Below are 15,869 nucleotides of genomic sequence, written 5' to 3' on the forward strand. Positions count from 1 at the left end.
AACGCCAACACACGCGTCAGGGTCCGGCTACTCTCCCTGGTGACGCGACTCGGGCGGTTGCTCAAGATTCTGCTGACGCTTCTTTTGTTCCGACTTGAGACGATGAACCTCTTCGACGAACTCAGCAAGCTGATCGGCCTCAGTCGGAATTCTCTTGTATCTTCCGACCCCAACTTCGACAGCTTCCCATTCCGCTTCGATTGCATCGGCCGTCTGCTGCAAGTAGAAGCTTCGCTCCTTGTATTTATAGTAGCCCATAAACCCGCTCGCAGTACCGACAAGGAATGTGAGACCGAGAATAGTCCAGCGATCCCAAGTCATCCTGTCGGATATGCCAGCGATTCCAGTGGCAGCCAAAGAGCCGATGATCAAGAAACCTTGAAACATGTTATTGACGAGCCGGTATCGCCTGCTCTCATTCCGCAATTGGTCAATGTCGGAGTAGGCGTCTTCTTTATAGGCGACTCGACGAACCTTCAAGTCCCCTTCCAGGCTGGCCACCACCAGCTTTCGCTCGTCGCGCAAACGTGCAAGCTTGAGTTCGAGATCGCTCTCCGAGTTTCGCTCGTCTTGGCGGGTCGCGTCTTCGACTAGATGCCCACCCGGGTAACGCTTGAGCCAGAATGCCGCTATCCCAAACAACAAAGCAACGATGGCAGTGGGTATGAGAATGACCTTCTTAGCAAGACCACTTATCCAGGGCAGCCAATACAGCGCATACAGAACAGCAAGAAGCACCGGACCGAAGACCATCGACAAGTTCGACCACTGCCGGCGATTCCGCGCATACTCTAACTCATGCTCAGTCTGTCGGATCTCATGGTTCAGCACCAGCAACTGCTCTTGCTGACGACTACTCTCGGGCAACGATCCTCCCCAATCAGGCACCTGGCGTGATAACAATTACGCTACGAGCCAATCGATAAATCCAACCATTGGCCATAACGGTCAACCCGCGGCAATAATCCACTAGGCGGGCAGCCTCGCCCGGCTCCATGAAGGACAAGTCTAGAGAGACGACTCTGCCCGCTTGAAGAATGCCGGCGATCTCTGTTGTGGCATCGGTAAAGTTGTTTGGCGTCACACGAAGTGCAGACTCTAACCGCACTCCCGACGCTGTGCCGCGATCGGTCCTATAGGAATTTGCGCGAACAGCCGCGTCTAGCGACCTCTCCAGATCTAGCGTGTGATCTCGCCGACACACGGGGCCCTTAGGCACACGTCCCACCCGACCCGAATGATTGCGAATCCCCACACTTCGCGCAACAAGCACGAGCGCAACCAAAGCAGCAATGGTGAGGATCCCTAGCGACCACGTTTCCACAATATCCAAGCTTCGACCATTGGTCGAGCCGGAAAATTCTTTAGACAGGGCAACTCCCGGTCTCAATAACGAGCGCAACGCTCCTCACCTCTCCACAGCATCCGAGGGAGACTACCGGCAGGAGGCGCGCCATAGATGCCCGGGCGCCAACTGACTCAAATAGGTCATTTACGGCAGATTGCTTACAGAGCAGAAGCCGACCCAGGAGGCCATCATGAGATCCACCCGGCGGCGGAAGACGTTTTGGCAGCTAGCTAGGAGCAGTAAGTCACGCTTGAAGCTTGGGGGAGCCAGTTGCGAAAGGCCGGTTGGGTTTCGTCGGCGAATGCATCTGTCCAATAGGCGACACACAAGATTGTGCCAGGTCGGCTGCATTTGCAAACTCCAACGGCAGCTATCTTGCCGAGATGACCGATCTAGAGCGGGGCGTGTATGAGCACCTGATCACCCGTGAGCTGGCTGGTCGCCTCCAGCAGGTTGACCCCGCCCTGATCCAGCACCACAAGCTCGACCCCGCCGACGCCCACCACACCCTCGCCCGGCACATCGCCACCCTGGCCGCCCGCGCCCTCCAGGCCGTCCCCGGCGGCGACGACAAGCTCCACCACCAGGTCGAAATGGCGAACCGCATCGCCGACGCCATCGCCTCCCTGAGCCCAAAGACGGCGACCGACGACGACCAGGTGACCGACGCCAAGCACCTGCTCCACGCGATCGCCGCCCCGCCAACCCCTCCCGCGGAGCCCACCTTCCCGCAGCGCCCCACCACTCCCCTCTCCACCGGCGCGCTGCTGGTCAACGGCCGTCACCAGCCCCGCATCGGCCACGAGGTCAACCACGAGATGGCCTCCGCCGAGAGCGTCGATCTGCTCTGCGCGTTCATCAAGTGGTACGGCCTGCGCATCGTTGAGCCAGCCATCCGCGAGCTGATCGCCCGTGGCGGCAAGGTCCGCGTCATCACCACCACCTACCTCGGCGCAACGGATCAGCGAGCGCTAGACCGGCTCAAGGAGCTAGGCGCCGAGGTCAAGGTGTCGTACGAGACGAGGACCACCCGACTGCACGCCAAGGCGTGGCTGTTCCGCAGATCCAACGGCACCACCACCGCGTACGTCGGTTCGTCGAACCTGTCGAAGACCGCGCTGGTGGACGGCGTGGAGTGGAACGTCCGCATCTCGAACATCGAGCAGCCGCACGTCATCGACACGTTCACGGCAACGTTCGAGGACTACTGGAACGATCCGGCGTTCGAGGCGTACGACGCGGAACGGGACGCCGAGCGGCTGCGGCACGCACTCACCGGGGAGCGTCGCGAAGGCGCGCCGACCGAAATCTCGAACCTGGACGTGCGCCCGTACCCGTATCAGGCGGAGATCCTGGCCGACCTGGACGCCGAGCGCCTGGTGCACGGGCGCTGGCGCAACCTCGTCGTGATGGCGACGGGCACCGGCAAGACCGTCGTCGCCGCCCTCGACTATCGCCGGCTGCACAAGGCAGGACGAGCAGACTCGCTGCTCTTCGTCGCTCATCAGGAGCAGATCCTGCGGCAGAGCCTGTCGGCCTTCCGGCAGGTGATGGGGGACGGCAGCTTCGGCGAGACCCTGGTCGCTGGCGAGAAGCCGAACGGCTGGAAGCACGTCTTCGCCTCCATCCAGTCGCTGCACCGCCGCGAGGTCGACCCCGAGGCGTACGACATGGTGATCGTCGACGAGTTCCACCACGCGGAGGCACCCACGTACGCCCGGCTGTTGGAGCGGCTGCGTCCCCGCGTACTCCTGGGCCTCACGGCGACCCCCGACCGGGCCGACGGCGCCGATGTGCGCCGGTGGTTCGACGGCCATGCGGCAGTTGAGCTGCACCTGTGGGACGCGTTGGAGCGGCAGTTGCTCGCGCCGTTCCAGTATTTCGGGCTGCACGACGACGTAGACCTGTCGCACGTCACCTGGAAGCGCGGCCAGGGCTACGACCTGGCCCAACTCACCACCCTCTACACCGCCGACCATGCCCGGGCACGAACAGTGCTGCGTGCGGTCCGCGAGAAGGTGGATGTCGGGCGGATGCGGGCGCTCGGGTTCTGCGTGAGCATCGGGCACGCGGAGTTCATGGCGGACTGGTTCAACCGGCACGATGTGCCGGCGGCGGCAGTCACCTCGGGGGTCGACCGTCTGACGCAAAAGACGCTGCTGCGGGACTTCAAGGCCGGCAAGCTGCGGGTGCTCTTCACCGTGGACCTGTTCAACGAGGGCGTCGACCTGCCGATGGTCGACACGATCCTGATGCTACGGCCCACCGAGAGCGCCACAATCTTCCTGCAACAGCTCGGCCGTGGCCTGCGCCTCGACGACGACAAGCCCTGCCTGACGGTGCTCGACTTCATCGGCGGGCAGCACGCCAACTTCCGCTTCGACCTGCGGTGGCGTGCCCTGACCGGGGTGAGCCGGCGGGCCATCACCGAGGCGGTCCGCGACGACTTCCCGAGCCTGCCCAGCGGCTGCCACGTCGAGCTGGACCGGGTGGCGAAGGAGGTGGTGCTCGCCAACCTGAAGAGTGCGCTGCCCACCTCGAAGGCCGGCCTGGTGTCCGAGCTGCGGCAACTCGGCGACGTCAGCCTGACGACGTTCCTGCGCGAGACCGGCCTGGAGATCGAGGACGTCTACCGGTCGGCCAGCATCGGCGGCTGGACCGGTCTGCGCCGACTCGCCGGCATCGAGACGTCCGCGCCGGGCGCGGATGACCGGGAGTTGGGCCGGGCCATCGGCCGCATGCTGCACACCGACGACACCGACCGGCTGGAGCTGCTGACCCGGGTCGCGGCCGGTCCGCCCGCGCCAGGCCAGCAGGTGTACGCGGGCAACGGCCGCCTGGTGGACATGCTGCACTTCAGCCTCTGGGGGCCGAACGCCCCCCTCGCCACGCGTGACGAACGGCTGGCACGGCTGTGGAAGGAGCCGGCGCGCTGCACCGAGCTGCGCCAGGTCGCCGAGGTGCTGCGCGACCGCATCCACCGGGTCACGGCCACTGCTGCCCCGGGAGCCGTGCCGCTGCGGGTGCACGCCCGCTACAGCCGCAACGAAGCGTGCGCCGCCTTCGGGATGACCAACCCGGGCTCACTGCGCGAGGGGGTGAAGTGGTTGCCCAACACCCAGGCCGACCTGTTCTTCGTCACCCTGGTCAAGTCGGAGGCGCACTACTCCCCCACCACCATGTACGCCGATCGGGCCATCACCGACACGCTGTTCCAGTGGGAGTCGCAGAGCACCACCTCGGCTGGCTCGGCGACCGGGCGGCGCTACACGTCGGGCGGTTCGACAGTGCACCTCTTCGTCCGGGAGACCCGGGTCGCCGACCGCGACCTGGGCGCGCCGCCGTACCTCTACGCCGGCACCATGACGTACGAGTCGCACACCGGCGACCGGCCGATGCGGATCCTCTGGCGGCTTGACCACGCCCTACCCGCCGACGTCTACGCCACCGCCCGCACCATCGCCGCGTAGCCCCGGCCGGTCAGGCGGCATCCGCGTTCGGCGTGAACCTGACGTCGAGCCTCCTGTCGAGGGCGCGGCGACCAACCGGTAGCTCTGCTCCGAGCCGCATGACGGGGCTCATCTGTCGTCAGACAGCCGTCACCTCGATAGGCGATATACCTGTGAGTCATAGATATGACTCACAGGTATATCACTCACAACGACAGGACCGCTCGGGCGCAGCACGTCGTCCACGCTGGGACGGCCAACGCGCCACGCGCGCTGACCGCCCCCTCTCCGAATACCGCTTCGCGCGGCTACTGCGGGCCGGGCCGAGCCGACTGTCCGCAAGCGCGGACGGAACGACGGGGGCGGCGTGGCGTTTACGACCTATGGCTGGTCACGGGCTGGCGCAGGTCGGTGACGTGGCCGCTGGCGTACCCGAGCCGAGGAAGCCGAAGCTCGTCGTGCCGCCAGGGGCGAGCGAGCCGTTGTAGGAGACGTTGCGGACCGTCGCGGTGGAGCCGCTGGTGCTCAGGGTGCCGTTCCAGACCTGGCTGATGCTCTGGCCGTTGTTCAGCGTCCACCTGACGGTCCACCCGTTGATGGCGGCGGTGCCCGCGGTCACGGTGACCTCGCCCTGGAAGCCCCCGGACCACGAGTTGACGGTGCGGTACGTCGCGGTGCAGGCGGCGCCGGAGGGTGGTGGCGTGGTCGGCGCACTCGTGGTCGGCGGGGCGGACGTCGGCGGGGTGGACGTGGGCGGGGTGGACGTGGGTGGTGACGTCGGTCCGTCCGGCGGCACCAGGGGGCAGGTGGCGTTGTACCGCGAGACGCCGGTGCTGTCGGCCAGTGGGCAGAGGAACTGGGTGTAGCGGGTGTCGTTGTCCAGGAACGTCTTGAGCCAGGGGATCAGGAGTCGCATCTCGGTGGGGTTCGACCTGGTGAACGAGAGGTGGTCGTTGCCGGCCAGCTCCGCCCAGGCATGTTCCACGCTGGCAGGCAGCGTGTTGTAGATGCCCTGCACGTAGGAGGGCGTGACCGTGCCGTCGTTCTGTCCTGACAGGAGCATCGTGGGGACCTGGGTGGTGGACATGTTCAGGTTGTTGCCGGGCGTACCGGGTGCGAGGCCGACCGCCGTCTTCAGGGTCGGCCGCCGGAGGGCGGCGAGGAGGGTTCCGGCGCCGCCCGCCGAGTGGCCCATGACGCCCAGCCGGTTGGGATCGACCCGGTTGCGGATCGGGCTGGTGCGGGTCAGGTAGTCCAGCGCGGCGAGCAGCTGGGTGGCGCGGGCGTCGGCGCCGTCGGTGCGGCTGTTGGTTTCGATGCCGATCACCACGAACCCGAAGGACGCCAGCCAGGGTCCCATCCAGGCTTCCTCGTTGGCGAACAGGGCGGAATAGCCGGGAACGATCGCTACCGCGCCCCAGGTGCCCTGGCTGGTGTCGGTCGGGTAGTAGACGTACCCACCGTTGAAGCCGTTGCCCGCGGGCACGGTCGCCTGCGTGGTGGCGAACGGGCCGCGGGTGGCGGCGACGCTGCCCAGGGTCGGATCCGGACCCCGCTGGTACGGGCTGTCCGCGGCGGCCGCGTCCCGTGTCGCTGTCGCCATCGCCAGGCCGAGGACCAGCGCGAGCGCGGCCGTCAGCCATCGTGTTGGCTGCTTCATCTGCGGCTCCACTGCTGGTTGGTCTGGCCGGTGCAGGTCCAGAGGACGAGCTTCGTGCCGTTGGCGGTGCCCTGGTTGTACGGGTCCAGGCAGAGGCCGGACTGCACTCCGGTGATGGTGCCGTTCGCGTTGACGTTCCACTGCTGGTTCGTCCCGCCGTGGCAGTCGTAGATGGTGACCTGGGTGCCCGGGGAGGTGCCGTAGCCGGCGGCGTCGAGGCACTTGTTGCCGTAGACGGTCAGCGCCTTGGTGGACGTGTAGGTCCACTGCTGGTTGGTGCCGCCGTGGCAGTCCCACAACTGCACCTGGGTGCCGTTGGTGGTGGAGGAGCCGGGGACGTCAACGCACCGGCCGGACCGGGTGCCCACGATCGTGGCGGTCTGACCGCCGCCGCTGCCCGGGTTGCCGATGCTGCCCGGCACCGACTGCAACGCGCTGTACCAGCGGGCGGCCATCTTGTCGTAGCCGCCAGCCGTGGGGTGGACGCCGTCGATCAGGTCGGCGGTGGTGAGAGCGCTGTGCATGTCGACCAGGTGCACCCGCTTGCCGGCGTTCACCTTGCTCTGCACGATGCCGGGAATCGCCGCGTTGAAGGTGCGGGCGGCCGCGTCCTGGCCGCTGTTGGAGAGCGGAATGAGTTGCGCCACGAACACCTCGGCGGTGGGCGCGGTGGCGGTGATCTTGTCAATGAGCGTGGAGAGCCGGTTCGGCGCGGTGCTCACGTTGTAGTTTTGCAGGATGTCGTTGGTGCCGATGTGCAGCAGGACGGTCTGCGGTCGTTGAGTGTTCAGCCAGCCGACGATGTTGGCGTCGATCTGGTCGATGCGCCAGCCGGGATGCCCCTGGTGGTCGTGGTCGCCCAGGTTGGCCGGCCCGTTGAACTGCGAGCCGACGAAGTCCACGGTGTACCCGCCGGCGGCGAGACGCTGCCACAGCCCGATGCGGTACCCGCCGGGCACCTGGGTGCCCTCGGTGATGGAGTCACCCAGCGGCATCACCCGCACCCCGCCGTTGGACTCCGCGCTGGCCGGCCCGGTGGGTGTCACCACCCCGGCGACCACTACACCGAGCGCGGCGAGCGTCGCGAGCCATCGTGCCCTCGTTCGCATAGCTTTCTCCCCTGGGTTGGTCGAGCTGGCCGAGGGCATGGGCCGACCGGTAGGGCCGCCACGGGCAGCCGGCAACCGTCTGGGATCGGGGCCGGCCGGACCGAGCAGCCGCCGGCTGCCGGGCGTTCACCCGGCGCGCGCCGATCGTCACATCGGCACGGCGTCACTGCCTCAGCACTGGGACGAGTGTGAGCGTTAACAGAGAGGATTGTAGATTCATTGGATTGCTCTGGTCTACCGGCAACGTCGGGTCCGGCTGGCGTGCCACAGAGGATCCCGCGTTAGGTTACGGAGATGGAGCAGCGGATCAGCCTGATCACCCTCGGCGTCTCGGACCTGCCACGTGCCAAGACCTTCTACGAGCACCTCGGCTGGCGCGGCCAGGAGGTCGAGGGGACGGTCTTCTTCCAGGCCGGCGGCCTGGCCCTCGTCCTGTGGAGTCGCGACAAGCTGGCCGCCGACGCGGACGTCCCCAACCCGGACACCGGCGGCTTCGGCGGAATGACCCTGGCTCAGAACGTCCGCTCACGGGCCGAGGTCGACGAGGTGCTGGCCACCGCGGGCGAGGCCGGCGCCGAGGTGACCCAGCCGGCGCGCGAAACGTTCTACGGCGGCTACGCCGGCTACTTCGCCGACCCGGACGGTCACGTCTGGGAGATCGCCTGGAACCCCGGCTTCACACTCGACCCCGACGGCTCCCTCACCCTCCCCGACTTCGGCGCCACGACCTGACCCGACCGCAGCAGCAGTCCGAGGTCACGGCCCGGCCGGCGGGCAGAGCAGACGGTCCACCGGCGGGCCGGCCGCCGGTGCTCGCGCCAGCTCGGTCGGACGGGCGGGCGGGACCAGGGCCGGCGGTGCCACCAGGACGGCGGGCGTCCGCAGCGGGGCGAGCACAGTGGTGTTCCGCACGGCCGGCTCGATGGGCGCGACGGTCGCCGCTTCCGCCCGCCGCAGGGGGCCGGTCTGCGCCGATCCCACGGCACCGGGGCCCAGCGCCGCGAACACCAGCGTCGCGACGGCGGCGACGGCGAGCGCCCGGCGGTCGGGGCGTACCGCCGTCAGCGGCGCGTCGGCCGGCCCGACCGCCGGCGGCGGCACGGGCGGGGATGCCTGGTGCGCGGCCAGCAGGGCGTCGAGCTGCGCGCTGACGGCGGCACGACCGCCGGCAGCCGCAGCAGCCGCGAGGGTGAGATAGAAGCGGACGTTCACGGCGGTGTTGGCCGGGACCAGCAGCCCGGAGAGTCGGCCGTCGTCGTGCAGCAGGGTGACGGGCACGCCGGGGTGGTGGGCGACGCCGAGCAGGTCCGCGTACCGCCACTCGCGCCGGTGCTCGCGGCCGGCGAAGGCCACGCGATGGCTGGTCACGACGGCCAGGCCACTGTCGACGGTCCGCAGGCCCGCCGGCAGGGCCGCGTCGGGTGTCTCGGCGAACGCGCAGCCGCCGGGCGCGGGCAGACCGGCGACGTGCCGGGCCTCGGCCTCGACGAGCTCTGCGACGGGTACGACCCGGAAGACGAGTTCGTCGACGTCGAGGTCGACGGGGAGGCCGGCGCGTGGCTGCGTACACCCGAGGAACCCGGCGGCTTCGATCCGTAGCCGGACCAGGTGGTCCCCGCGTCGGCGCCAGGCGGCGGTGGCGTCGCGGTACGCGCGCCGACGCCGCTCGTTCTCGCGCTCGGCCCAGGCGAGCCGCCAGGAGGAAGGTGCCAGTGCGGTCACGGTCACACGCGGTACAACCGCTCACGTACGTGACAGGCAACGCTCGTCGAATCGATGTCTCCCGTTGCGCCCGAAAGGAGAGAATTGACGGACGCCGGCCGCACGGGCACGCCAGTCGAACCCGTCGTGCCAGTAGGACACCAGGTCCCGGTCAGCCCTCGCGCCGCCGGTGCGGCAGGGGGCCGAGCGGTGGGCCGTCCGCCGGAAACCGCGACCGGGTACGCGGCGGGTACGCCTCGCAGTGCCCGGCCCACTGGTCAGCGGCGACGGCGAGGGCGTCCGCGGAGACGGTGAGGACCAGCGGATAGACGGCGTTCGCCGGGCGGCGCATCCACGGGGGCAGCGACTCGGCGGAGAACTCGACGGTCAACTCCAGTCGGCGGCGGCGGATCGCCCGGGCGCGCAGGGCCAGGTTGGGTTCGGTGAAGCGGACCAGCGCCGGCGGCGGGGTCGGTCCGCTGGCCGCCGTCGCCTGGCCGTGCAGCCAACTGCCCAGCGCGCGGGCCTCCTCGACCATCAGGCTCGGGTAGTGGTGCGACCAGGTCTGGCCGTCGGCGGTGCGGGCGTCCACCTCGATGAGCAGCCAGTCCTGCCAGCCCGGCGCGGCCCGCTCGGGATCGTCGGGCGGGTCGATGCCGGGCTGGTAGCCGACCGGGCGGATCCGCACCCGGGCACCATCATCGGACCGGATCTCCACCCGATCATTCTGGCCGACCGAAGCGGACAATAACCCCCAAATCAGGTTACTGAGAGATGGCCCACCGGACGCCCCGATGGTCGGCGCACGCGCCCGCCCGGCCACCGGTCAGGCTGACCGAGCCGTCCTGGCACTGCACCAGATAGCCCCGGCCCGCCCAAAACTGCGGCACGCAGTCGAACCAGTCGCAGACCTCGGCGGCCGGTCGGCGGATCCGGGTTCCGGCACAAAAGTCGTACCCCAGGGGATTTTCCGGCGCGCCGCAGCGCGGCCCGGCGGTCGCGGTGGACGACGGGCGCGGCGACGACGACCGCTTCGGCGCGGTGGTGCGCGCGGGCGGCGGGGACGCCGGGCGCAGCAGCGCGGGAAGCGCGCTGGGGGTCCGCGCGGGCGTGGCCGCCGCCGCGACCTCCGCGCCCCCGGTCGGGTCCGACGGGTTCGAGTCGAAGAGCGCCGCCGGCACCAGCAGCGCGATGCCCGCGGCCACCGCGATGGTCCGACGACCACCGGGAACGAGCGAGGAGAGCCGGGCCTGCGCCGGCGTGGTCACCGCCGGCCGAAACGGCTTGAGCTGGTCATGCTCCGCGATCAGCTCGTCGAGCTGGGCGAGCACCGCGGCGCGCTGCTCGATCGCGTCGGCGAAGGCCAGCGTCAACTTGAACCGGAAGTCCGCCGCCGCGTCGGTGGGCAGCAACAATCCGGAGGCACGCCGCCGGTCCAGCACCTGGATCAGGGTCACCGGCGCCGCCGGGTCGTGGGCCAGGCCGGTCATCCGGCCGTACGCCCAGTCGCGCCGGCCGCGTCCGCCGAGCAGGACCAGCCGACGGCTGGTGATGACGGCCATGCCGGCGTCGGTGACGCGTACGCCGTCGGGCCGGCGTGGGCGCAGCGGCGCGGCCGGCGCGGCGACCGTCAGGTCCGGTGCGGGCAGCACTGTCGTGTGTCGCACCTCGACCAGTTGCGCGGCGGGCAGGGCCCACAGCACGACCTCGTCGTCGACCAGCTCAAGTGGAAGGCCCGCGCCGGCCGCCGCAGAGCCCTGGAAGTCGGCGGCCAGGGCGCGCAGCCGCCGTAACTCGTCGTCGCGTCGCCGCCAGGCCGTCTCAGCGCCGCGATACGTGCTGACCCGCCGCACGTTCTGCCGCTGCGCCCAGCGGTACCGCCAAGTGGAACCCGTCGATTCAGTCTTTGCCACGCCGACTCCTTCGCCGCGTAGGCCACCAATCTGGGGTGCACTCGGATTAACAGTGTTGACGGTCGGCCGGGACACGCCAGGACGGGCGAACTATCCGAACGGCGGAGCAACCTGGACGATAGGGCGATACTGCTGCGTCGATTCACCTTCCGTCGTGTCGTGCGGGGCGGCCGCTGTCTCGGTAACGTCAGCCGCAGCCGGGCATCGTGACACCGCTCGCCGCGACCCTGGACCGGCCGGGGTGGCCCTGCTGGCGCTGGCCATCGGCTGTGGGTCGCTGTTCTTCTCGCACGTGATCGGCCTCGCCGGCGTACTCCTGCGCGATCTGCTGGTGTAGCGCGCGGGCGGTCAGGCCGCCTCGACGCCGGAGATCAGATAACGGTGCACGTCGGCGTCGAGGATGGCCACCGTCTGGGCGTCGCTCGGACCGGCGCCACGGAACGCCGCCAACTGCTCCGGGGACTCCCAGCGCTCGAAGACGTGGATCCGGCCCGGGTCGAGCGGATCCGCCGCGAGCAGGAAGTCGAGGCAGCCGGCCGTCGCGCGGGCCCGTTCGATGACCTGCCGGCAACCGGAGAGGTAGTCGTCGCGGGCGTCCGGCTCGACGCGCAGACTGCCGGCGATGATCAACATTGGCGCCTCCCCGGCCGGGTGTCGCTGATGCCCTTGATACCGCAGAGTCATATTTATACCTCTGAGGTATGTCGCTCCCGAGCACATCGGCTCCCGGACGGGTGAGGGCGGTCCCGGCAGCCCCCTCCGCCTCCCACGCTTCTTATCGTGCAAACGTACGTACCCGTCAGGTGGCTGGCGGCGACGGTCGCGCGGGTCGTCGTCGCGACGACCGGGCCGGCCACCGCCGACGGCCCCGGCCCGGCAACCGGCCCGGACCACCAGAGCACGCCGGGGTACGCAACCGCGCCAGCCAACGACGGGCTCACGGACAACGACGGGCTCACGGGGAACGACGGGCCGGCGGGCAACGACGGGCCGGCCGAGGAGGACGGGCGCAGCGACGAGCCGGGCGTGGAGCCCGCGCGGTCCACCATCCTGGCCCGCCGGATGCTCGACAGCGCGGCGGCCCAGCGCGGCGAGGAGAACTACACCAGCCCGGACGATGTGGTGTCGCTGCTCGGCGCGGTCTGGGACGGTGAGATCCTCACCCCGGCCTCCCGCGACCTGATGATCGGCTTCATGCGGGAACAGACCCTGAACACCAAGATCCCGGCGGCGCTGCCACCCGGAGTTCCGGTGGCCCACAAGACCGGCGACCTGCCGGACGCCTCCCACGACGTCGGCTACTACCTGATCCCCGGCACCGAGACCGCCGTCGCGTTCCTCACCGCCGGCCCGATGGCGACCGGCGACGAGACCGTCCGCCGGATGGCCCGGACGGTCTACGACTTCCTGGTCAATCCGACGGTCATCTCCCCCGCCGATCGACGCGTACCGCGGTGCGGTCCGGCAGAGTAGCCGGACCGCACCGACCGCCGTTCCCGGCCGACCACTCGTCGATCAGGCGCGGCTGATCGCGTTGGCGTGGATCGCCTCGTGCAGGTACGCCGCCAGGCCGGAGGCGATGTTCTCGTAGTACGCGGTGAACCGCTCGTCGGCCAGGTACATGTCGGCCAACCCGGTGTGCCCCTCGTACGGGCACTCGTAGAACCAGCGGCTGATGAGCTGCCGGTGCTCCTCGGCCAGGTCCATCGCCTCCGGGCTGTCGGCCGGCACGCCCGAGGCCAGCACGGCGACCATCCGCCGACCCCAGTCCTCGTTCTCCGCCTTGTGGCGCAGCCAGTCGTCCTTGGTGTAGCGGGCGACCCGCCGGTTCGACTCCCGGTACGCGTCGGTGTCACCCCACCGCCGCTCCGCCTCGGCCTGGTGCTCCTCCGGGTCGACGTCGCCGAAGACCTCGAACCGTTCCTCCGGCGTGAGTTGGATGTTCAACGTGCTCGCCTCCATCGCGAACTCGACCGCCGCGACCATCTCCTGCAACCGCTTGATCCGTACCGTCAGCAGCTCGTGCTGTCGGCGCAGGTGCGCGGCCGGGTCGGCCGCCGGGTCGTCGATGATCGCGGTGATCTCCTCAAGTGGGAAACCCAGCTCGCGGTAGTACAGGACGAGTTGCAGCCGTTGCAGGTCCGCGTCGTCGTAGCGGCGGTAGCCGGTCGGCGTCCGACCGCTCGGCGAGAGCAGACCGATCTCGTCGTAGTGGTGCAGCGTCCGTACCGTCACGCCGGCGATCTTCGCCACCTGACCCACCGTGTACGCCATGGTTCCCCTCCCTTCCGGGAACCAGGCTCCCGCCTGCCGTTACGTCAGGGTCAAGCTCGATTCTGACCCACCGTGGCGGGGCTGTCCGGACGCCCGTACAGATAGCCCTGGCCGCGTGGGCAGCCGATCGCGGCGACCGCGTCGTGCTGGCGTTCGGTCTCCACGCCCTCGGCGATCACCGCCAGGTCGAACGCGCCGGCCAGCCGGGTGACCATCTCCACCGTGGCGTACGCCCGGTCGTCCGTGCCCAGCCGCGCCACGAACGACCGGTCGATCTTCAGCTCGGTGGCCGGGATGCGGTGCAGGTAGCTCAACGACGAGTAGCCCGTCCCGAAGTCGTCGATGGCGATCTGGATGCCCAGCTCCCGCAGCTGGTGCAGCCGTTCCAGCACCGCGTCGGTCCCCTCGATCAACGCCGACTCGGTCAGCTCCAGCGTCAACGCGCGCGGCGCCAACCCGGCGCCGGCGGTGGCCGCCGTGACCGTGGCGATCAGATCGGGCCGGCGCAGGTGTGCCGCGGCGATGTTCACCGCGACCGTCGCCTCCGGCGCGCGGGCCCGCCAGGTCGCCGCCGCCCGACACGCCTCGTGGATCACCCAGCGGTCGATCGGGATGATCAGCCCGGTCTCCTCGGCCAGCGGCAGGAACTTCGCCGGCGGCAGCATCCCGAGCCGGGGGTGCCGCCAGCGCACCAACGCCTCGGCGCTGCGGACCGCGCCGCTGGACAGGTCGACGATGGGCTGGAACTCCAGGTGCAGTTGCTCCTCGTCGACGGCCCGGCGCAGGTCGGCGATCAACTCCGCCCGGGACACGGCCGACTCGCGCAGGCCCGGCGTGCACGTCCGGTACGCGGACTTGCCGGCCGCCTTCGCGGCGTACATGGCGATGTCGGCGTCGCGCAGGAGGTCAGTGTGCGAGGCGTGCTGCGGCCCGTACTCGGCGATGCCGATGCTCGCCGACGGGTGCACGCCCACGTCCTCCTCGCCCTCGGACGGCCGCAGGGCGTCCAGCAGCCGTTCGGCCAGCCGCTCCGGCGACACCGGCCCCTCCCGCTCGATGAGCACCGCGAACTCGTCCCCGCCGAGCCGGGCGATGGTGCCGTCGCCGGCCACCGCCGTCCGCATCCGAGCCGCCAGGCCGGTCAGCAGAGTATCGCCGGTGGCGTGCCCGAACCGGTCGTTGACCTGCTTGAACCCGTCGAGGTCGAGCAGCAGGACGGCCACCGGCCGGCCGTCGCGCAGAGCCAGGCGCAGCAACCTGTTGAACAGCAGCCGATTCGGTAGGCCGGTGAGCTGGTCGCCGTACGCGAGCCGGCGCAGTCGCGCCACCAGGCGCAGGTTCTCGTTGGCGGCCAGCCCCTGACGCACGGCGAGAGCGGCGAGCAACGCCATCATGGTCACGAAGACCAGCGGCGGTGTCTGACCGGTGGGCCGGCGAGCCAGCAGCACCGCGATGATCGCCCCACCGACCGGCAGGTACGGCAGCGCCACCCGCCACCACGGCGGCAGCGGCGACTCCGCGGTCTCGTCGGTGCCGTCGCAGTCCGGCGGCGGCGGATTCCCGGTGGCCAGGCCGATCAGCAGGTAGCTCAGCGGCCAGCACAGGTCGATGGGGTGACCGGCGGCGTAGTCACCGCGGGCGACCAGCGAGACGTAGACGACGTCGGCGACCACCCGGATGGTGAGGCTCACCGCGAGCACGCTCATCGGCCGCCACAGTGGTCGCGCCCGCCCGGCAACCGCCATCAGGATGGTGAGCTGCATCAGGTCGAACATCGGGTAGAGCAGCCCCAGCGTGCGCGCCGGGTCGGCCAGCTCGGCGGCGGCGACCCCGCGGAACACCAGCACCCAGCCGATCGGCAGCAGGGCCAGCGCGACGATCACGCCGTCCAGCAGCGTCCGGGCTCGTCCCACCCCGGTCCGGGGCCCGGACGGCGAACTGAGCAGAGCGGCGGTGCCGGTGAGGATGCCGGCGGTGAAGACCACCCCGACCAGCGGGGTGTGCGGCAGGTCGCCGCCGACGAGCCGCTCCGCCGTCCAGATCGCCCGGCCCAGCGCGGCGAGCGCCATGGTGAGCGCGAGCAACGTCCAGAACCGGCGCAGCGGGGCCGGGTGACGACGGGCCACGCCCGCGCAGGCCAGGGTGGCCCACCCGGCGACCAGCAACGCGCCCACGTCGCTGACCAGCGCGGCACCGGGCAACGCGGCCACCAGCCACGCCACCTCGACAACGAGGACCACGCCGACGATGAGCAGCCCGACGCGCGCCGCGTGGGACACCGGGAACAACGGCCGGCCGGCGAGATCAGGGCGCGTGGACGGCACCGACGTGGTCGGCACCACGACGGCCTGGGTCACGTCCTGCGGCGACACGGCGAACGCTCCGGCTCTCTCGTGGTGCACCCTCGACGCTGAG

The 15,869-nt window shown here is 69.8% G+C and carries 13 protein-coding genes; 3 read left to right on the top strand and 10 right to left on the bottom strand.

Annotated elements, in window-relative coordinates; genetic code table 11:
* Positions 1 to 27: 27 nt before the first annotated feature.
* Entirely contained in the window at positions 28 to 867 is an 840-nt protein-coding gene (locus OG505_RS21430; RefSeq protein WP_405426941.1) for an SLATT domain-containing protein, read from the bottom strand.
* A gap of 13 nt (positions 868 to 880) precedes the next feature.
* Entirely contained in the window at positions 881 to 1,324 is a 444-nt protein-coding gene (locus OG505_RS21435; RefSeq protein WP_405434627.1) for a cell division protein SepF, read from the bottom strand.
* Between the two features lie 407 nt (positions 1,325 to 1,731).
* Between OG505_RS21435 and OG505_RS21440 the strand changes: the two genes are divergently transcribed.
* Entirely contained in the window at positions 1,732 to 4,818 is a 3,087-nt protein-coding gene (locus tag OG505_RS21440) for a DUF3427 domain-containing protein (protein WP_405426943.1), read from the top strand.
* Between the two features lie 370 nt (positions 4,819 to 5,188).
* Here the strand turns inward: OG505_RS21440 and OG505_RS21445 are convergent, their stop codons facing one another.
* The gene (locus tag OG505_RS21445) at positions 5,189 to 6,457 is read right to left on the bottom strand and encodes a cellulose binding domain-containing protein (protein WP_405426945.1); all 1,269 of its coding nucleotides are present in this window, start codon (positions 6,455 to 6,457) and stop codon (positions 5,189 to 5,191) included.
* Positions 6,454 to 7,566, bottom strand: a complete 1,113-nt coding sequence (locus tag OG505_RS21450) for a ricin-type beta-trefoil lectin domain protein (protein WP_405426947.1) — start codon at positions 7,564 to 7,566, stop codon at positions 6,454 to 6,456. Before OG505_RS21450 ends, OG505_RS21445 begins: the two co-directional genes overlap by 4 nt.
* A 294-nt stretch (positions 7,567 to 7,860) precedes the next feature.
* Here OG505_RS21450 and OG505_RS21455 point away from each other — a divergent pair, with 294 nt between their 5' ends.
* A complete protein-coding gene (locus tag OG505_RS21455; RefSeq protein ID WP_405426949.1) occupies positions 7,861 to 8,298 on the top strand; it encodes a VOC family protein in 438 nt (145 codons plus the stop codon).
* A 24-nt stretch (positions 8,299 to 8,322) separates the two neighbouring features.
* Here OG505_RS21455 and OG505_RS21460 read toward each other — a convergent pair whose 3' ends face one another.
* The 4 genes from OG505_RS21460 to OG505_RS21475 all read right to left on the bottom strand — a co-directional run bounded on the left by OG505_RS21460 (position 8,323) and on the right by OG505_RS21475 (position 11,813).
* Positions 8,323 to 9,288, bottom strand: a complete 966-nt coding sequence (locus tag OG505_RS21460; RefSeq protein WP_405426951.1) for a hypothetical protein — start codon at positions 9,286 to 9,288, stop codon at positions 8,323 to 8,325.
* A 151-nt stretch (positions 9,289 to 9,439) separates the two neighbouring features.
* Positions 9,440 to 9,985: a hypothetical protein gene (locus tag OG505_RS21465; RefSeq protein ID WP_405426952.1), complete on the bottom strand. Its 546-nt coding sequence runs from the start codon at positions 9,983 to 9,985 to the stop codon at positions 9,440 to 9,442.
* Between the two features lie 46 nt (positions 9,986 to 10,031).
* Positions 10,032 to 11,180, bottom strand: coding sequence for a hypothetical protein (locus OG505_RS21470; protein ID WP_405426954.1), 1,149 nt, complete (start codon positions 11,178 to 11,180; stop codon positions 10,032 to 10,034).
* A 348-nt stretch (positions 11,181 to 11,528) separates the two neighbouring features.
* Entirely contained in the window at positions 11,529 to 11,813 is a 285-nt protein-coding gene (locus OG505_RS21475) for a putative quinol monooxygenase (RefSeq protein WP_405426956.1), read from the bottom strand.
* A gap of 147 nt (positions 11,814 to 11,960) precedes the next feature.
* Here OG505_RS21475 and OG505_RS21480 point away from each other — a divergent pair, with 147 nt between their 5' ends.
* Positions 11,961 to 12,653, top strand: coding sequence for a serine hydrolase (locus OG505_RS21480; protein WP_405426958.1), 693 nt, complete (start codon positions 11,961 to 11,963; stop codon positions 12,651 to 12,653).
* Positions 12,654 to 12,695: 42 nt separating this feature from the next.
* Here the strand turns inward: OG505_RS21480 and OG505_RS21485 are convergent, their stop codons facing one another.
* Together OG505_RS21485 and OG505_RS21490 are read right to left on the bottom strand one after the other, a co-directional pair.
* Complete coding sequence (locus tag OG505_RS21485; RefSeq protein ID WP_405426960.1) at positions 12,696 to 13,454, bottom strand: MerR family transcriptional regulator; 759 nt, start codon at positions 13,452 to 13,454, stop codon at positions 12,696 to 12,698.
* A gap of 50 nt (positions 13,455 to 13,504) precedes the next feature.
* On the bottom strand, positions 13,505 to 15,826 hold the full coding sequence (locus tag OG505_RS21490; RefSeq protein ID WP_405426962.1) for a putative bifunctional diguanylate cyclase/phosphodiesterase: 2,322 nt from the start codon (positions 15,824 to 15,826) through the stop codon (positions 13,505 to 13,507).
* Between the last annotated feature and the right edge of the window lie 43 nt (positions 15,827 to 15,869).

It is taken from the genome of Micromonospora sp. NBC_00617 (assembly GCF_045161355.1).
Taxonomy (GTDB): Bacteria; Actinomycetota; Actinomycetes; order Mycobacteriales; family Micromonosporaceae; genus Micromonospora.